Below are 18,665 nucleotides of genomic sequence, written 5' to 3' on the forward strand. Positions count from 1 at the left end.
GGTGATTCAACCGAGTGACTATTTCAAACTGTGTCCTACAGCGGAATCCATGCGCTGCAGGTCATTGCCCACGATCAAAACCGAAAGGGATGACAGGCAGCCGCCACCCGCCGTCCTTGCGTCAGACGCGTGCAAGCCATGTGAATCGCAAGTGTAGAAGGCGCAGCGAGGCGAGGCGGGCAGAAGTGTTGCTGAATCCGTCAGTGCGCAACGTGGTGGACGTTGCGCACTGACGCGCCGGTTACTGGCGGTAGGATTTGAGGAAGTTGCCGATGCGGCCGATGGCCATTTCCAGATCATCGACACGCGGCAGCGTAACCACGCGGAAGTGGTCCGGCCACGGCCAGTTGAACGCCGTGCCTTGCACCACCAGCAGCTTCTCGGAGAGCAGCAGGTCGAGGACGAATTTCTCGTCGTTGTGGATCGGGCAGACCTTCGGGTCGATCTTCGGGAACGCATACAGCGCGCCCATCGGCTTCACGCAGCTGACGCCGGGAATGTCGTTGAGCAACTCCCAGGTACGGTTGCGCTGCTCCAGCAGACGGCCTTGCGGCAGCACCAGATCGTTGATGCTCTGGTAGCCGCCCAGCGCGGTCTGGATCGCATGCTGGCTTGGCACGTTGGCACACAGGCGCATGTTGGCCAGCATGTCGATGCCTTCGATGTAGCTCTGGGCGTTGTGTTTCGGCCCGGAGATGGCGATCCAGCCGGAGCGGAAACCGGCCACCCGGTAGGATTTCGACAGGCCGTTGAAGGTCAGGCACAGCAGATCCGGGGCCAGCGAAGCGGTGCAGATGTGCACGGCGTCGTCGTAGAGAATCTTGTCGTAAATCTCGTCGGAGAACACCACCAGGTTGTGCGCACGGGCGATTTCCAACATGCCCAGCAGCACTTCCTTGGAATACACCGCGCCGGTCGGGTTGTTCGGGTTGATGATCACCATGGCCTTGGTGTTCGGGGTGATCTTGGCCTTGATGTCGGCCAGATCAGGGAACCAGCCGGCGCCCTCGTCGCACAGGTAGTGCACGGCGTTGCCGCCGGCCAGGCTTACCGCAGCGGTCCACAGCGGGTAGTCCGGTGCCGGTACCAGCACTTCGTCACCGTTGTTGAGCAGCGCCTGCAACGACATCACGATCAGTTCGGACACGCCGTTACCGAGGTAGATGTCTTCAATACCGACACCTTCCACGTTTTTTTGCTGGTAGTACTGCATCACCGCCTTGCGCGCGCTGAACAGACCTTTGGAGTCGCTGTAACCCTGCGCCGTCGGCAGGTTGCGGATCACATCCTGAAGAATTTCGTCCGGAGCTTCGAAACCGAACGGTGCCGGGTTGCCGATGTTCAGCTTGAGGATGCGCTGGCCTTCCTCCTCCAGACGTTTGGCGTGCTTGAGCACCGGGCCGCGAATGTCGTAGCAGACGTTGGCGAGCTTGTTCGATTTGCTGAACTGCATGGCGATGTGATCCCGAAAATGAACGATCCAGACGGCGGATGGCCAACCGTACTGGGATTCCTGCGTCTTCGCACAGGCGGAGTCTTGCGCCATGGCGCCGAGAATCCGTTTGAATGCGCCCGGTCTGGCTGCCAGACTGGCGTGTGACGAGGCGCAATCATACGTGCCACCCGATCCGTGGAAAAGGTACAGATCGGGCTTTTTCAGCCGCAGAGGTGTGACGATGGAAAAGTTGGAAAAAACCCTGGAAGAATGGCGGGCGATGCTCGACCCCGAGCAGTACAACGTGTGCCGTCTCAGTGCCACCGAGCGGCCGTTCTCCGGTAAATACAACGACACCAAAACCGACGGTGTCTATCACTGCGTCTGCTGCAACGAGCCGCTGTTCGACTCCAAAACCAAATTCGATTCCGGCTGCGGCTGGCCGAGCTTCTACGCGCCGATCGGCGACAGTGCAATGACCGAAATCCGTGACACCAGCCACGGCATGATTCGCACCGAGGTCAAATGTGCCCGCTGCGATGCACACCTGGGCCACGTGTTCCCCGACGGTCCGCCACCCACCGGCCTGCGTTATTGCATCAACTCGGTGTGCCTGAATCTCGAGCCGCGCGAGTAATGCGAGCCCCGTAGGAGCTGCCGAAGGCTGCGATCTCTTGATCTTGATCTTGATCCTGAAAAGCCAAAGCCAAAGCCAAAGCCAAAGCCAAAGCCAAAGCCAAAGCAAAATCAAAAGATCGCAGCCTTCGGCAGCTCCTACAGGGATCAATCAGCAATCAATCAGCGATCAATCAAGGATCAATCGGCGCCCAATCAAGAATCAATCAGGCAGCACTCCCAAATATTAAATTGCACACAATTTAATTGCTCGCTATGTTTGACCTTTCCCGATCACCTACGGAGCCGACTCATGAGCGACAACCTGCTGAATATCCCGGTCACCAACATCAAGGGCGAGCAAAAGACCCTCGCCGATTACGCCGGCAAGGCGGTGCTGGTGGTCAATACCGCGAGCAAATGCGGTTTCACTCCGCAGTACAAAGGTCTGGAAGAGCTGTGGCAGACCTACAAGGATCAGGGCCTGGTGGTGCTGGGCTTTCCGTGCAATCAGTTCGGCAAGCAGGAACCGGGCAACGAGGGCGCGATCAGCGAGTTCTGTGAACTGAACTACGGCGTGAGTTTCCCGCTGTTCAAGAAGATCGACGTCAACGGTGCCGACGCGCATCCACTGTTCGTGCAGTTGAAAAAGCGTGCTCCGGGGCTGCTTGGCTCGCAGGGCATCAAGTGGAATTTCACCAAGTTCCTGATCGGCAAGGACGGGCAACTGGTCAAGCGTTTCGCCCCGACCACCAAGCCGCAGGAGCTGAGCGGCGAGATTGAAGCCCTGCTCAAATGAACAATCTGCCCGTCGATTCGCTGAAGCTCGACAGTCAGTTGTGCTTCAAGCTGTACGCCGCGTCCCGGGCGGTGATCCGCGCCTATAAACCGATGCTCGATCAACTCGGCCTGACTTACCCGCAGTACCTGGCGATGCTGGTGCTGTGGGAATGGCAGGACGCGGCGCCGGAGCAGCCGACGGTCAAGGCGCTGGGCGAGCGGCTGGCGCTGGACTCCGGCACGCTGACGCCGCTGCTCAAGCGTCTTGAGCAATTAAACCTGGTGCAGCGCCAGCGCTCGGCGCGCGATGAACGCGAAGTCCACCTGAGCCTGACGGCGCAAGGACAGGCGCTGCGCGAACAGGTCGGGCCGTTGAAGGCCCGGTTGTTGTGCGACAGCGGGGTGGATCTCGATCGACTCAACGAGTTGCGCGCTGGCCTCGATCACCTGCTGGGGCAGATCAAAGCGCTGTCGTAGACGGCATCCACTGGTCGAGCACGGCCGCCAGTTCCTCGCGGCGGAACGGCTTGGCCAGGTAATCGCTCATGCCGGCGGCGCGGCAACGCTCGCGCTCCTCGGACATGGCGTTAGCCGTCAGCGCCACGATCGGCAACTGCGGCCAGCGCCCGCTCTGGCGGATCTGCCGGCTCGCTTCGTAGCCGTCCATCACCGGCATGTTGCAGTCCATCAGCACCAGATCGAACTCGTCGTGTTCCAGTTGATCGAGCGCCTCGGCGCCGTGGGCCGCGACCACCACGTCGCAACCGAGCTTGCCGAGCATGCCTTTGGCCACCAGTTGGTTGACCGGATTGTCCTCCACCAGCAGCACCTTTCCGCGCCGTCGCACCGGCAGGCTTTCGAGGCGTGCATCGTTGGTCGTGCTGACATCGGCCAGCAGAATGCGCCGCAGGATCTGATACAGCGCGTTGCGCGCCAGCGGCCGCGCCTGTTGCTGCAACGGCGCGAGGGCGGCGGCTTCTTCACTGGGCATGAAGCTGCCATACGCGGTGACCACCAGGATCGGCGCGCTGACGGTCGGGCGCAGACTGAACAGACACTCCGGGCAATCGGTAATCACCAGGTCGGGCGTCAGGCCCAGCAACGGGTCGTCCATGGTGCGCTGTTCATAGTTCACGCCCCATACCGGCAGCAACGTCTTGAGCAGTTCTGCCAGGCCGCTGCTGGACGCGGTAATCGCCAGCACCTTGCCCTGCAGCGCAGGTGGCATGACCGCCTTGGTATGGCAGGGCAGCGGCAGATCGGCGCAGAACTGACTGCCAAAGCCGACTTCGGAACTGATGGTCAGCCGGCCCTGCATGGCTTCGCACAGGTTGTAGGTCAGCGCCAGACCGAGGCCGGTGCCGCCGTACTGGCGGGTGATGCCGGCCCCGGCCTGGGTGAACGGCTGGAAGATCTTGACCTGGGCTTCCTGAGCGATGCCGATGCCGGTGTCGCAGACCTCGATGCGTACGCCATCCTTGTGCGCAGACAGGCGTACGTCGACCCGCCCGAACCGGGTGAATTTCAGCGCATTGGACAGCAGGTTGCTGACGATCTGCCGCACCCGGGTCGGATCGCCCAGCACCAGCGCCGGAAAATGCGGGTCGATCAGGCACGTCAGTTCGACACTTGGCGCCGCGTTCTGCGACAGCAGGTTGGCGGTGTCCTCCACCAGCGAGCCGAGGTCGAACGGGATGTTTTCCAGCTCCAGTTGCCCAGCGTCGAATTTGGACAGGTCGAGAATATCGTTGAGCAACTCCACCAGAACCTTGCCCGAGTCATGGGCAATCGACAGCTGTTGCTGCTGTTCGGCGTTCAGCGGGCCGTCGAGGGACAAGGCGATCATGCCCAGCAAGCCGTTGAGCGGTGTGCGGATCTCGTGGCTCATGTTGGCAAGGAACGCCGAACGCGCTTCGGCCATGTCCAGCGCGGTGCTGCGGGCGATTTCCAGTTCCTGGTTGGACTGGCTGAGCCGGGTGTTGATGGCCTTGAGCTCGGCCGTGCGCGAGGAGACGATGTTCTCCAGCTGCCCGAGGTAATCGGTCAGACGGTTTTCCGCGTTGCGCCGTTGCTGGATTTCCGTGGCGATATTGTCGAACTGCTGGTTGGCAACCCTGACCAGTTCGCCGATTTCGTCGTTGGCATGTCCGGCCGGGCATTCCAGCCGGGTCGGCTCGGCGCTGCGCGCGTCGCGCTCGCTGAGTTCGCGGATCAACCGCACCAGCGGCTTGGTCAGCATCACGTAAAACAGCGCCAGCAGAATCCCGGTGAGCAGCAGGCTGCGGGCAAAGCCGTTGAGCAGCGTCACCTCGGCGCGGCGCAGGAAACGGCTGCCGAAGGCGTAGGTGTCGACTTCCAGGCTGAGCACGCCCAGCGATTCGGAGGGCAAGTGATCGAGGTACAGGCGGTCCTCGAACTGGCGCTTGGCGCCGAACAGAAAGTCGCTGATCACCCGGTAGCCGCTTTGCAACTCTGGGCGCCTGACGTTGGCCAGCACATTGCCGTTGTTGTCGGTCAGTTGCGCCGAAACGATCGCCGGCGAACGCAACAGGCCCAGGGTCAGTTCCTGGGCCAGTTCCGCGTCGATGTTGTAGGCGATCCGTGACGCCGGATTGTGGCTGATTTCCAGCAACGACAGGATTTCACGGTTGATGGAGGCGTCTTCGCTGGCATAATCGATGCCGATTTGCAGCAGGCTGAGCAGCGTGCCCAGAATGAACCCGACCAGCACAGTCAATCTGGCTTGCTTGTATGACAGCCGGTGGGTGAATTTGATATCCATGGGGTGTTGAACCACTTCCGTTTCCCTTCGCTGCTCAAGCATAGTCGATCATGTATGGATACCGAGGTTCCCGAATCGCCTTGTAACAAGGCTCGAACGGGAACTTGCAATCTGTGTGTCGTCGCTGGATCGACATCATCACTGTGAACGTGTCCGAGGAGAAGACGTGGATTCCCGATTGAATGCTTTTCTTGAACGTGCCGAGTCGGTTCTGGCGCGGATCGAACCCTTGCTGCCGGCGCCGCGTCCGCTGATCGACTGGGGCACCTGTCTGGCGGCGCGCTGGCAGCGTGACGGGCGCAGCGGGTACTTGTTGCCGCTGGAAGTCAGCCTCGACATGCGCCTGTCGGACCTGATCGGTGTCGACCGACAAGTCGAGCAACTGGGGCGTAATACGCAACAGTTTCTCGACGGCATGCCGGCCAACCACGCGCTGCTCTGGGGCTCGCGCGGTACCGGCAAGTCGTCGCTGGTCCGCGCGCTGCTGGCCGAGCACGCGGCGGCTGGCTTGCGCCTGATCGAGATCGAGCGCGATCACCTGGCGGACCTGCCGCGGGTGGTCGAGCAGATTGGCAAACTGCCGCAGCGCTTCGTGCTGTTCTGCGATGACCTGTCGTTCGAGTCCGGCGAAGGCGATTACCGCGTGCTGAAAAGCGTGCTCGACGGCTCGCTCGAGCAGGCCCCCGACAACGTCTTGCTGTACGCCACCTCCAACCGTCGCCATCTGGTGCCGGAGAAGGAGAGCGATAACGAAAACTGGAAGCGCGTCGACGGCGAACTGCACCCCAGCGAAGCGGTGGAAGACAAAATCGCCCTGTCGGATCGTTTCGGCCTGTGGCTGTCGTTCTATCCGTTTACCCAGGAACACTTTCTCAACGTCGTCGAACACTGGATCGGCCAGTTGGCGGCCAAGGCCGGATTGAGCTGGCAGCGTGACGAAGCGCTGGACATTCTCGCTGTGCGCTGGGCAACCGGACGCGGCAACCGCAACGGACGTTGCGCGTACCAATTCGCCCGTTACTGGGTGGGACTGAAATTGCTGGAGCACAAGGCATGATTGATTTGCAACAAAGCGGCCAGGGCCTCGAGGGCTATGGCATGTTGGCCGCACAACTGGAGTCGCTGCTGGCGGACGAGCGCGATTTTATCGCCAACGCCGCGCAGTTTTCGGCGTTCCTGTTCAACCAGCTCGATGACCTGAACTGGGCCGGTTTCTACCTCAATCGCGACGAAGAACTGGTGCTCGGCCCGTTCCAGGGCCAGATCGCCTGCGTGCGCATTCCGTTCGGACGCGGCGTGTGCGGCGCGGCGGCGGCCAGTCTGCAGACCCAGCGGGTTGAGGACGTGCATGCCTTTCCCGGGCACATCGCCTGTGACAGCGCCTCGAACAGCGAACTGGTAGTGCCGTTGGTCAAGGACGGTCGGCTGATTGGTGTGCTCGATCTCGACAGCCCGAAGCTCGCGCGTTTCGGCGCGGATGATCAAGCGGGCATCGAGCGCCTGGCCGCGATCTTCCTGCGTCTGACCGACTGCTGATCAGACCGCCAGGCCAGCCTTGCGCAACAGGCTGGCCGGCTCCACCGCATCGATTTGTCGCGGATCGAGAAACCGCGTGGCGTACTGCATGTACACCCCGTCGTTGATGAACAGCCCGAACAATTCGGCATCGATGTGCGCCTCGCGGCACATGGTGGCCATGATGCCCAGCGCCTCGCTGAGAGGTTTGGCCTTCTTGTACGGGCGATCAGCGGCGGTCAGTGCCTCGAAAATATCGGCAATCGCCATCATCCGCGCCGGCAGGCTCATTTCTTCGCGCTTCAGGCGTTTGGGGTAACCGCTGCCATCCATCTTTTCGTGATGCCCGCCGGCAATTTCCGCGACGCTGTCCAGATGCCCGGGGAAGGGCAGGTGGCTGAGCATCAGGATCGTCTGCACCATGTGGTGATTGATGATGTAACGCTCTTCGCGGGTCAGCGTGCCGCGGGCAATGCTCAGATTGTAGTGCTCGCCGCGGTTGTACTTGTAACGCGGCACATCCAGTTTGAACCCCCACGGGTTGTCCTCTGGAATCAGTTCGCTGTCGGCGCGTTCGATCAAGTGTTCCGGTTTGTCAGCCAACAACGCCTCGCTGACCGGCAGAGTCGGTGACGGCGAGCGTGCCTGCCGGCGGTTTTCCTCCCAGGACACGCCGAGACGATCATCGAGGGTGCGCGTCCAGCGGCGTTCGGCGATGCGCTCAAGGCGTTGCAGATCCGCAGGCGCCATCGCCTCGCCGCCCAGATTGCAGCGCGCGACAAATGCAAAGTCATCGTCCAGTTCCGTCAGTGTGCAGTCTCGTCGTTCGCGCAGTTGTGCCTCATCACCACCCATGGCCAGCGCCTGCCAGTAGCTGATCCAGGCGTCGCGTTTGAGCACTTCGAAGCGCGTGCGGATTTCGTGGATGCGGTCGTTGAGGGTTTCCAGTTTGGTGGCCTTGTCGACAACGTATTCCGGCGTCGTGACCTTGCCGCAGTCGTGCAGCCAGGCGGCGATGTGCAGGGCTTCCCATTCGTCCTCGTTGGGCTGGTAGTCCCGAAATGCCGGAGCCTGACTGGCGGCCGCAGCTTGCGCGAGCATCAACGTCAGTTCCGGGACGCGCTGGCAATGGCCGCCGGTGTACGGGCTTTTGGCGTCGATCGCGCCGGCCAGCAACTGGATGAACGCATCGAGCAACTGCTTTTGCCTGGCCTGCAGGCGCTGGCTTTCGATACTGACCGCGGCTGCGCCGGAAACCGCCTGCAGGAAGGCGATACGGTCCGGGCGCAGTTTTTCCAGGTCCAGTGCGCTGCCGCTGTCATTGATCAGCAGAATCACCAGGCCAATTGTTTCGTTGTGCCGGTTACGCAGACGAATGCCGATCAGATGCACGCGCGGCGACTGCATGGCCAGCAGCACCCTCTGCAGGTCGCCGGCCTGGTCGAAGCCGAGATTGGTCACCACGTTGTCAGCATGACCCAGTTGCTGGAACCACGCGGGCCCCTGGCCTGCCAGAAGATCGCCACCCAGTACATTGAACTCGCCCGGTTCCTGCGAAACGCCGTCGATCACGAGGCCGTACGGTTCCATCCGGTTGCCATCGTTTTCACGCAGATAGATCAAGCCTGCCTGGGCCTGGGCGATCTGGGCCGTTTCGAACAGCACCCGTTGCAGCAGCGGGGCGAAGCGCGTCTCGGCGCACAGACTGTCGGTGATCCGGAAGAAACTGGCGAGGGTGTCCTTCATGCGCGCCATCGACAGGCTCAGTTGATCCACTTCCAGCACCGGCGAGCGACGGGTGAGCGGGAAGTTGAAATCGAAACTGCGAATCGCGTCCGCTTCCTTGACCAGCGCGTGCAGTGGCTTGACCAGAATCCGCGATATCAGCCAACCCAGCGGCAGGCACAACAGCAACGTCGCGAGGGTGATCAATGCACCTTGCCAACGCATGCGGTAGGCGTCGGCGAGCAACTCGTCTTCCGGTACCAGCAGGGCCATCTGCAGCCCGTTCGGTCCGCCTTCCTGCAAATTGGTGCGGGCGACGATCCAGTGGCGACCATCAACCTCCAGCCGTTTGCCTTGATGAGCGGTGGACAGCAGCGCGTGCAGATTCGGGCTCAGGTCGGCGGCCTTGGCCAGGCGTGCGCTGCTGTCATCGACGATCAGCCGGCGACTGTCCGGGTAGGCCACAGCATTGCCATCGGCATCAAACAGGACGATTTCGGTGGCGGGGGTGACCACATGCTTGATCAGGGTGGCCGACAGCGCAGCCAGGGTCAGGTCGGCGCCAATCACCGCGCTGCCATTGCTGCGCCGGGCCAGGGTGGTGCCGACGTTGTGCGTGGAGAAAAACACATAGGGTTCGGTGGTGATCTGATCGCTCTGGGCAAGTGCGTTGCGATACCAGTTGCGGGCGCGCGGGTCGTAGCGATCGGCGGGATTGTCCTGGCGACCGACCGGGTTCAGAGCCTCATCGAAAAACAACGACTGAGAAAACGCGGTGCCGTCGCCGGCGTGCTCGATGCTCCAGACCTGATAGGCCGCTGTTGGCGGTGCATTGAACAAGGCCTTCAGAGTGTCGGTGCGCAAGGGGCGAACCATGAAGAAGTCGCCATTGCCATACCCCAGATAGAGTGACGCGAGATTGCTGTTGTCCTTGAGCGACTGGCTGAACGGCCTGAGCAGTGCCAGACGCTGTTGCAGGTTGGTGGCCTCGGCCGCCTGGTTGACCGAGAGCAGGCTCAGCAGATGCCGGATCGGTTCGTAAGTGGCCTGCAGATCCACGCGTACATCCTGTTCGATGCGATTGAACAGGTTTTCGCTGCCCGACAGGATGATCCGGGTGGTCTGACGGTAATTGAACAACCCCAGCACGACGCCAGTCAGCAACAGCAGAAAGGTGAACATGACGCTGATGTGCACGTGCAACGGGAACCGGCGTTGATCCGGGCGCAGTGGGCTGGGCATTGCAGACTCTCCATTGAAGTAAACACACTGCTCAGCGTCAAAGCATAGTTAAGGCTCGGTCATTCTGCCTTTTTCAAGCGAGTCCAGTTGTTGCAGCAAGGCCTGTTCCAGTTCGAGCATGGCGGCGTCGGTGGCCTGAAGGCAGCGCGCGAGGGCGGACGCTGGCGTGTCTGGCGTACAGGCTCGTTCGAGGGCATCGCAACGGGCGATCAGGCGCGAGGCCTGAGCGATCCGGGCAGCGCCCTTGATCTTGTGCGCCATCATCGCCAGTGCTTCGCGATCATCTGGCGGCGCCAGTGCCAGCAATTCCTGTCGGTCGAGGCGGCTGCTCTTGAGCAACTCCGCGAGCAGGCGCCGGGTCTGCAGCGGGTTACCGCCCGTCAACTGATTCAACCCGAGGACATTGAAGGCAGGTTCGCACGTCAAGGGCCTCAAGCCGCTGACCCATTGGCTTAGCGCGCTGAGGCTCAAGGGTTTGAACAGGCAGTCATTCATCCCGGCCTGTTTGCAGCGTTGTACTTCCTCGGGCTGTGCATTGGCTGTGAAACCCAGCACCGTACACGGTGCACGCCCGCTGTGTCGTTCGTGCTGGCGGATGGCGGCGCTCAGTTCGTAGCCGTTCATCAGCGGCATGTTGCAGTCAGCGATCACCAGGTCGAAGTCGCCGGACTGCCACTGTTCAAATCCGCTGCGACCCTCTTCGGCGAGGCTGAAGCGATGCCCGAGAAATTCCAGTTGCTGGCACATCAGCAGGCGATTGGCCGGATGGTCGTCGACCACGAGGATGTTAAGCGGCGTAAGGCTCGTACGAATCGGTGGCTCGGTCTTCGTCACGACGGGCTTGCACGGCAGGGTGCGCAGTGGCAGCGACAGGCAGACCTGCGTGCCGATCCCGGGCTGGCTGCTCAATTGCAACTGTCCGCCCATCATTTCGCACAGGTTGCGGCAGATCACCAGCCCCAGGCCCGCGCCGCTGCGCGCCTGCTGCCGGCCATTGGCGGCCTGGGCGAAGGGGGCGAACAGACGCTGTTGATCTTCGATACTGATCCCGACTCCGCTGTCCTGGATCGTCAGTTGAACGAGCGAGCATTTACCCGGGCCGTTTGGCTGCACGTCCAGCGTGACCCGTACTTGCCCTGTCTCGGTGAACTTGATCGCGTTGCTGATCAGGTTGGAAAGGATTTGCTTGAAGCGCAACGGGTCCAGTTCGACGTCGGCTTGCAGTCCGGGCGGATTGACGGACAACGCCAGGGTGAGGTTTTTCTGCCGGGCCAGGCCGTCGAAGATCCTTACCACCGATGCGATTGTCTCCACCAGATTGACCCGCTCCGGGCTCAGGCTCAGCCGCCCGGACTCGATGCGCGCGATATCGAGGATGTCACCGATCAGGCCCAGCAAGTCCTTGGCCGAGGCGTAGGCGGTTTCGATCGATGCGCGGTCCGGGTGTTGCACGGTCATGCGCTCGAAGGTCAATTCGAGCATGCCGATCACGGCGTTCATCGGAGTGCGGATTTCGTGGCTCATGGTGGCCAGAAAGGTGCTTTTCGCGCGGTTGGCGTTGTCGGCCCGTTCCTTGGCCTGGCGCAGTTCATCGAACAGTTGTCGGCGCTCGCTGATGTCGATCCAGCCGCCGATGATGCCCTGGACATCGCCGCCGGAATCGCGATACGGCAGGACCCAGTGATAGATCGTCAGACGCCGGCCGCCAATGTGCAGCGGACGGTCCAGCAGCAATGGCGTGCCTTCGGCCATGACCTGCTGGTAATCCGCTTGAAACGCCTGGGCTTCGAAAGCATTGCTCAAGGTGCCTTGCATGACGCTTTTGCCGATCACGTCTTCGCGTTTGGCGTTGAAGGCTTCGAGGTAGCTGTCGTTGCAGCTTTGCAGCAGGCCGCGACGGTCGCGCACGTAAATCGGGTGCGGTGTGCCATTGACCAGTGAACGCATGAACTCGAACTGATCGTTCAAGGCCCGCTCCGCCGCCTGGCGCTGCTTGATCTGTCGGCGCATGTAGGCATTCCACAGCAGTGACAACACCAGCAACAGACACGCGGCGCCGATCAGTTGATAGAACAGGCGCTGATAGTGATGCCAGTTGCCTTGCGCGGCGTTGGAAAAACCGCGCCAGCGACTGTTGATGACCCCCAGCTCCTCGGGCGTGATGCTCAGCAACGCCTTGTCGAGGATCGATGCGAGCTCGGTATTGTCGCGGGCCGTAGCCAGCGAAAAAGCAGCCTGGCGAGTGCCCAGGGTGGTGGTGATCTGCAACTGATGCTCGAAGATCCGCGAAGCAATCAGGTAGTTGGCGATCACCAGCGAGGTGACTGCGCCATCGACCTTGCCTTCGGCGAGCAAGGTTGCAGCGCCAAACGTATCGGAAGTTTCCGTGAGGTGAATCTGGGGAAATTCGCGTCGCAGGTATCCGGCCATCGGATTGCCCTGGGCGATTGCCAGGTATTTGCCCTTGAGCTGGGTCGGATGCGTCGGACTGTCGGCGGATTTGCGCGTCAGCAGGACATAGGAGTTTTCCAGATAGGGCCGACTGAAGAGCAGGGACTGTTCCCGCTCGGGGCTGGGCAGCAACGCGGCGATAAGGTCGGCCCGATGCTCCTTGATCTGTTCGATCATGTCGCCGTCGCTGCGGCTGCGGACCAGTTCGAAACGCAGGCCGGTGCGCAGGCGCAGCAATTCGAGCAGATCTGCGGTGATGCCGCGCAGATTGCCGTCGCTGTCGAAAAATGTCAGTGGCGCGAACGCCTCGTTGACCACGACACGCAGTACTGGATGGCGCTTGAGCCACTGCTCCTCATGGCGGGTCAATTGCAGTTTCTGGTCGGTCAGCAGGATGTCGCTGCCGGCACTCCAGCGCTTGGCAATGCTGTCGCGTTCACTGGTCGGGACGGCTTTTAGTGCGGCGTTGATCACCGCGAGAAGTTTCGGGTTGTCCGCGCGCACGGCAAAGCTGAAGCCGTGGGCTTCCTGTTTGCCGAAATTGGCCATGCGAATGTTGTTCAGATAACCCTTGTTGATCATGTAGTGGGTAGAAATGGTGTCGCCCAGAAATACGTCGGCCTGATCGAAGGCCACCGCGTTGATTGCGTTCTGATAGGACGGATAGGACGTAAGGATGGCTTTGGGGTACAGCGTCTTCACTTCATCCTGCGGCAGGTAGTGGTAAACCATGCTCAGGCGCAGTCCGGCCAGGCCTTGGGTGAGTGTGCGGGTATCGCCTTCGCGGGTGACCAGGACCGGTTGATCGATAGCGTAGGGCGTGGACAGCGCGACGTTTGCGATGCTCGCCTCGAAACCGTTGGCGGTGCCGAGCATATCGACCTGACCGGCGACCAGTGCGCGCAGAGCGGCGTCCCGGGTGGCAAAACGTTTTACCCGGATCGGCAGATCGACGGCCCGACCGATGAGCCCGGCGTAATCGGCGGTGAAACCTTCGTAATCGCGACCGCTGGCGGTCATGTCGAACGGCGGATAGTCCGGCGCGGAAGTGCCCAGCACCAGTTCGCTGCGACTCTGCAGCCAGTCGCGTTGCACCGGTTCCAGCGACACGGGCAACGCCTCGTGACTCGAACGGCTGCGCAACACGTAGTCTTGCGCCGTCGCGAGGTTGGCGTGGGCCTGAGTCGTGAGGCACAGGCCTGCGCACAATCCTGCGAGATAGATCTTTAAGCGACTGGGCATTGGGTTCTCACACTAGCGCGTTGCGTTTGGCCATCTCGATAAGTTCCACCAGCGATCTGGCCTTGAGTTTCTGCATAAGACGTTTCTTGTAAGTGCTGACGGTCTTGTTACTGAGAAACATGCCTTTGGCAATTTCCTTGTTGGTGCGACCCTGGGCAAATAACTGCAGAACCATAAGTTCGCGATCATTGACGGACTTGAACAGTTCCAGTTCGGCATAGCGCACATCATCGCTGCGGACCGGGTTCAACGCCTGGCTGGGGAAGTAGTTGTAACCGGAAAGTACCGCCTTGATGGCGCTGACCAGTTCGCTCAGATCCTCTTCCTTGCAGACATAACCGGATGCACCGGACTGCATGCAGCGAATACCGAACAGTGTCGGGCATTGCGCCGTCAGGACCAGGGTCTTGAGCGGGGTGCCCATGGCGTTGAAGCGGGCCAGGACTTCAAGGCCGTCGAGCTTGGGGATGCTGATATCGAGGATGATCAGGTCGGGCATGCATTCGCGAACCATCTGCATGGCATCGACACCGTTATCGGTCTCGCCGACGACCTTGTAACCTTCATGCTCAAGCAACATCCGAACGGCAAGTCGGATGACGGGGTGATCATCGACAATAAAAACGGAGTTCATAATCAAATCCCATACGTGCGCGAATAAAGCGCGCACCTTAGCTCAGATAAATGAGCGGCCGTATGAACTCGCAGGGCTCTAGCGGCAATATAGGACAAGTCCTACACACTTCAAGGACTTCGACTACGACCAAGCTCTTTGCCGCGTAAGGAAGTGTTGGGTTTATTTGTTTAACTGAGTGTTTAGTTGTTCGGAAAATGTTGAACAAACGGAGTTTGCCTGAGTTGTTTCCTGATCAAGCGGCTGACGTTTCGATCCAGGTAACCTGCGATTACGGCATAGCCGGTTTAATGGGCAGGCGGCTCAACCAGTCAGGCACGCTGACTGCTTGAGCCAGCCGGGATCAGTGACTGGAGCGCCCGGTCATTTCCAGGGCCATATCACTGGCGTAGCTGTCGGTCATCCCGGCGATGAAGTCGATCATGCGCAGAAACGAGGCGTGCAGCGGACCGTGAGGGTCGGGCGCATTGTTGCCCAGCAGATCAAGGATACGTCGGCTTTTAAACGACGGCGTGCGCCCCCCGTGTTGCTCCAGTGCCGCGCCGCAGAAGGCATTGAGGAGAATTTCCAGGGTGGTGTAGGCGCCGATTTCATGCAGCGTCTTGCGCTTGTCCTGAAAGATCTTCTTGCGGGCGATGTCCTTGGCGTTCAGTACGCAACGTTTGGCCGGGCCGTGCATGTGTTCGACCAGGTCGCCGTGCAGGGTGCCGGCCAGCAGCGCGTCCTGCTGTTCGACGAAGGCCCGGGCAGCGGCATTGGTCAGGTGTTCGATGGCCTTGCCGCGCAGGATCGCCAGTTTGCGCCGACGCGAATCCTGCGGGCCGAGCTGACGATAGGTTTCTGGCAGATCATCCCCCACCAGACCAAGCAGCAGCGATTCGACTTCCGCGTATTCCAGCAGCTCCATCTCCAGACCGTCTTCGAGGTCGATCAGCGCATAGCAGATATCGTCGGCAGCCTCCATCAGGTACACCAATGGATGACGCGCCCAGCGCTGGTCTTCCAGTTGCGGCAGGCCAAGCTTGTGGGCGATTTGCTCAAGCAGTGGCAGTTCGCTCTGATAGCAGCCGAACTTGTGCTTCTTGTAGCCCAGCGAGTCGGCGTGACGCGCAGTCCACGGGTATTTCAGATAGGTACCGAGGGTGGCGTAGGTGAGGCGGGTGCCGCCATCGAACTGGTGATATTCGAGTTGAGTCAGGACCCGGAAGCCCTGGGCGTTACCTTCGAAGTTGAGGAAGTCACCGCGCTCGGCTTCGCTCATCGCATCGAGCCAGCCGCGCCCGGCTGCTTGCTGGAACCAGTGACGAATCGCGTCCTCCCCGGAATGGCCGAAGGGCGGATTGCCGATGTCATGGGCCAGGCAGGCCGATTGCACCACCATGCCCAAGTCGCTGGGTTCGCACCAGTCGGGCAGGGCGTTGCGCAATGTTTCGCCGACACGCATGCCCAGAGAACGGCCCACACAGCTGACTTCCAGCGAGTGGGTCAAACGGGTGTGAATATGGTCGTTACTCGTGACCGGATGCACCTGAGTCTTGCGCCCCAGCCGCCGGAAAGCGCCGGAGAAGATGATGCGGTCGTGGTCTTTGTGAAACGGACTGCGCCCCAGTTCCTGCGGGCTATGCAGCGGTTTACCAAGGCGTTCGCGGTTGAGCAGGGTCTGCCAATCCAAGGCTGGTTCTCTCCGTCGGTGACTGGGATGACTGTGGCCCTAGCTTCCCGGTTCGAGCCTTGCGCTGCAAGCGGAACTACAGGCCCGCCGCGTCGATATCGATCAGCAACAGCCGTTCGCCGTTATCGAAGAACTGCCCGGCGGTCAGGCAATACTGGTTGCTGGTGGCGTCGCGGTAGGTGTTGGACAAGGTCAGACGGCGCTCCTCCCAGCCCTCGGCGAGCAAATGGTAGAAGTACGGACGCCATGACCAGTTGTGCCCCAGATAACGGTCGTCGGCAAACCAGCCACTTTGACGCCACTCAAGGTTCGGCGTCAGTTGCGTGCCGTGGCGGTCGCACTGGTAGAACCGCAGCAGCCAGGGATAGTCGGTCAGTTGTGGCAGCGCACTGAGCGGCGCATGAGCCTGGGCCCAGGCCTGGAGAATCGCCATCAGTTCGGCGAGTTGCTGGCGCATCTGCATCAGGCGCCCACGCTCGGTCAGTTTCTGGCGCACGTAACGCTGGCGCAGTTCGGCGAAGCGCTGCACAAAGGCATCCGTTGAATAAAAGGCTTCCTCAGCCCGCGCGAACAGGAAGCCCTGAACGTAACGTGAGCCGCATTCAAGAGCGAAATTGAGCTGAGCCTCGGTTTCCACGCCTTCGGCAATGATCCAGCAACCGGTCTTCTCGGCCATTTGCGCGAGGGCCTTGACCACTTCGCTGCTCGGCCCGCCCAGCGCTGCGGCCTGAAACAGGCGCATGTCGAGTTTGAGAATGTCCGGCTGCAGGGCCAGCACCCGGTCGAGCTGCGAATAGCCGGCACCAAAATCGTCAATGGCGATGCGCGCACCGGCCTCGCGATAGCGCGCAACCACCTCGGCCAGACGTTGGCTGTTGCCGCCCAGTTCAGTGATTTCGAAGACGATGCGTTGCGGCTCGACGCCATGGCGCAGCATCTGCTTGAGGCTCGGCAGCGGCTGATCTGCGCGCAGGCGACTGATCCAGCGCGGCGACATGTTCAGGCTGAGAAACCATTCGGCGGGGGCTTCATGCAAGCGGCTCAAGGCGTTGTCGCGAATCTGCCGGTCGAGACGCCGCAAGGCAACGGCCGGGGTGCGCGGGTCGGCGAACAGCGGCCCGACCGAGGCCAGTTGCCCGTCCGCCTGACGCAGGCGGCCCAGTGCTTCGACGCCTGCAATACGTCCGGTGGCGGTATCGATGAAAGGCTGAAAGCAGGCGAGCGGTTGCCCGTCGATCACGGGGCCTCCTTAGTCGTTCTTGTTCTGGGTGAACCCCGCCGTTCGGATAGGCGCGCGGGATTGAACCTCCGGATAAGGAGGTTCATCCCGCGGGTATTGCAAGAATACAGCCAGATGCGCGGCTCAGCGTTTACTCGAGCTGTGCATCACCAGTTTGATCAGAGGCCCCAGGGTGGTGCCTAGCCGGATCAGCCGGGTCAGGCCACCAATGCCACCGCTTTTCGCGCCTTTGCCGGTGATGAAACCCAGCAGGGTGACGGCGGCCACGCCCCACAGCGGCGCGTGCTTGATGCCGAAACCGCCTTGCAGGCCTTGGGTCATGCCGCGCACGCGCTGCAGGGGTAGCAGCACTTGCCCGGCTTCGTGACGGATTTCCTGACGATGCATTTCCATGCGCAAGCGGATCAGGGCCTTGCGCATTTCCCGGCGTGAGCCGTTGTGTGGCAGTTCAGACAGGCTCATGGCAGCAGGCGCTCCCGATCATTGGCCAGTTCTTCCAGGGTGCCGTGGAAGGGTGAGGATTCATCGAAGATCGCAGCCCGCAGGCGCAGCGCGCAGAAGATCGCCGCCAGCGTATAGAACACGCACAGGCCGATGATGCCGGCCAGGCGATAAGTGTCCCACAGCAGGATCAACACCAGAGCCGACAGTCCGACCAGCAACAGCAGCGCAAACACCAGTGCCAGGCCGGCGAACAGCAGCAGGCTGACGGTGCGTGATTTCTGCTCCTGCAACTCGATGCCGAACAGTTCGACATGGCTGTGCAGCAAACCAAGAACCGCGGCGCCCAAGCGCCGCGTGGAGGAGGATGTGCCCGACCCCGGGCCGGATTCGCCGATCGCCATGATCAGCGCCGGGTGGCCAGCAGGCCCAGCAGGAAGCCGACACCGGCGGCGATGCCCACGGACTGCCAAGGGTTGGCCGACACGTAGTCTTCAGTGGCGGTGACGGCCGCCTGGCCGCGATCACGCAGGGTGTCTTCAGTCTGTTTCAGGGTTTCCCGGGCGCGCAGCAGGCTGTCGTGGATCTGGTCGCGCAGCTCATCGGCTTGATCGCCGGCCAGAGTTTTGGTGTGCTCGAGCAACCGTTCGGTGTCGGCGACCAGGGTCTGGAAGTCGTTCATCAGGATTTCTTGAGCAGTCTTTGCCTTGATACTGGCCATCGGTGGATCTCCATAAGTGACGTCTGATGCGTTCGAGTATGAGCCTTGCGCGAAGGTTCACTCCAATTGACTGGTACAGCTTTTGCTATGTCGTGGTGCGTCTTGCCGTCGCCGTGCGCTGTTGGCGGGCATGGATGCAGCAAAACCTTAACTCAAATAATCCGGGTTCG

General features: G+C 61.2%; 15 protein-coding genes. 5 read left to right on the forward strand and 10 right to left on the reverse strand.

The features are described 5' to 3' along the window. Window positions 1-241: 241 nt before the first annotated feature. Window positions 242-1,453: a pyridoxal phosphate-dependent aminotransferase gene (locus tag ACXR0M_RS17670; protein WP_025113152.1), complete on the reverse strand. Its 1,212-nt coding sequence runs from the start codon at window positions 1,451-1,453 to the stop codon at window positions 242-244. Window positions 1,454-1,676: 223 nt separating this feature from the next. On the opposite strand from ACXR0M_RS17670, the gene msrB reads away from it, so the two are divergent. The 3 genes from msrB (at window position 1,677) to ACXR0M_RS17685 (ending at window position 3,307) form a co-directional block, all read left to right on the forward strand. Next, window positions 1,677-2,072 (forward strand): peptide-methionine (R)-S-oxide reductase MsrB, encoded by a 396-nt coding sequence (gene msrB, locus ACXR0M_RS17675; protein ID WP_458833073.1) that lies wholly within the window; start codon window positions 1,677-1,679, stop codon window positions 2,070-2,072. 291 nt (window positions 2,073-2,363) lie between these two features. Further along, a complete protein-coding gene (locus ACXR0M_RS17680; protein WP_458833074.1) occupies window positions 2,364-2,849 on the forward strand; it encodes a glutathione peroxidase in 486 nt (161 codons plus the stop codon). Then, window positions 2,846-3,307 (forward strand): MarR family winged helix-turn-helix transcriptional regulator, encoded by a 462-nt coding sequence (locus tag ACXR0M_RS17685; RefSeq protein WP_458833075.1) that lies wholly within the window; start codon window positions 2,846-2,848, stop codon window positions 3,305-3,307. The genes ACXR0M_RS17680 and ACXR0M_RS17685 overlap by 4 nt, the downstream gene beginning before the upstream one ends. Here the strand turns inward: ACXR0M_RS17685 and ACXR0M_RS17690 are convergent. Next, complete coding sequence (locus tag ACXR0M_RS17690; RefSeq protein WP_458833076.1) at window positions 3,291-5,612, reverse strand: hybrid sensor histidine kinase/response regulator; 2,322 nt, start codon at window positions 5,610-5,612, stop codon at window positions 3,291-3,293. The genes ACXR0M_RS17685 and ACXR0M_RS17690 overlap by 17 nt on opposite strands. A 166-nt stretch (window positions 5,613-5,778) precedes the next feature. Here ACXR0M_RS17690 and ACXR0M_RS17695 point away from each other — a divergent pair, with 166 nt between their 5' ends. Then, a complete protein-coding gene (locus ACXR0M_RS17695; protein ID WP_458833077.1) occupies window positions 5,779-6,669 on the forward strand; it encodes an ATP-binding protein in 891 nt (296 codons plus the stop codon). Then, a complete protein-coding gene (locus ACXR0M_RS17700; protein ID WP_458833078.1) occupies window positions 6,666-7,148 on the forward strand; it encodes a GAF domain-containing protein in 483 nt (160 codons plus the stop codon). The genes ACXR0M_RS17695 and ACXR0M_RS17700 overlap by 4 nt, the downstream gene beginning before the upstream one ends. Here the strand turns inward: ACXR0M_RS17700 and ACXR0M_RS17705 are convergent, their stop codons facing one another. The 8 genes from ACXR0M_RS17705 to ACXR0M_RS17740 all read right to left on the reverse strand — a co-directional run bounded on the left by ACXR0M_RS17705 (window position 7,149) and on the right by ACXR0M_RS17740 (window position 18,495). Next, complete coding sequence (locus ACXR0M_RS17705) at window positions 7,149-10,094, reverse strand: HD domain-containing phosphohydrolase (protein ID WP_458833079.1); 2,946 nt, start codon at window positions 10,092-10,094, stop codon at window positions 7,149-7,151. 48 nt (window positions 10,095-10,142) lie between these two features. Further along, on the reverse strand, window positions 10,143-13,787 hold the full coding sequence (locus tag ACXR0M_RS17710) for a transporter substrate-binding domain-containing protein (protein ID WP_458833080.1): 3,645 nt from the start codon (window positions 13,785-13,787) through the stop codon (window positions 10,143-10,145). 7 nt (window positions 13,788-13,794) lie between these two features. After that, a complete protein-coding gene (locus ACXR0M_RS17715) occupies window positions 13,795-14,421 on the reverse strand; it encodes a response regulator transcription factor (RefSeq protein ID WP_041069609.1) in 627 nt (208 codons plus the stop codon). A gap of 343 nt (window positions 14,422-14,764) precedes the next feature. Then, window positions 14,765-16,093, reverse strand: coding sequence for a deoxyguanosinetriphosphate triphosphohydrolase (locus ACXR0M_RS17720; RefSeq protein WP_458833081.1), 1,329 nt, complete (start codon window positions 16,091-16,093; stop codon window positions 14,765-14,767). Between the two features lie 76 nt (window positions 16,094-16,169). Then, complete coding sequence (locus ACXR0M_RS17725) at window positions 16,170-17,333, reverse strand: EAL domain-containing protein (RefSeq protein WP_458833082.1); 1,164 nt, start codon at window positions 17,331-17,333, stop codon at window positions 16,170-16,172. A gap of 123 nt (window positions 17,334-17,456) precedes the next feature. Beyond that, complete coding sequence (locus ACXR0M_RS17730) at window positions 17,457-17,795, reverse strand: hypothetical protein (protein ID WP_458833083.1); 339 nt, start codon at window positions 17,793-17,795, stop codon at window positions 17,457-17,459. Next, a complete protein-coding gene (locus tag ACXR0M_RS17735) occupies window positions 17,792-18,178 on the reverse strand; it encodes a phage holin family protein (RefSeq protein WP_458833084.1) in 387 nt (128 codons plus the stop codon). Before ACXR0M_RS17735 ends, ACXR0M_RS17730 begins: the two co-directional genes overlap by 4 nt. A 2-nt stretch (window positions 18,179-18,180) precedes the next feature. Beyond that, window positions 18,181-18,495 (reverse strand): DUF883 family protein, encoded by a 315-nt coding sequence (locus ACXR0M_RS17740; protein WP_458833085.1) that lies wholly within the window; start codon window positions 18,493-18,495, stop codon window positions 18,181-18,183. Window positions 18,496-18,665 lie beyond the last annotated feature (170 nt).

The sequence above is a fragment of the Pseudomonas sp. Eth.TT006 genome (assembly GCF_054456575.1).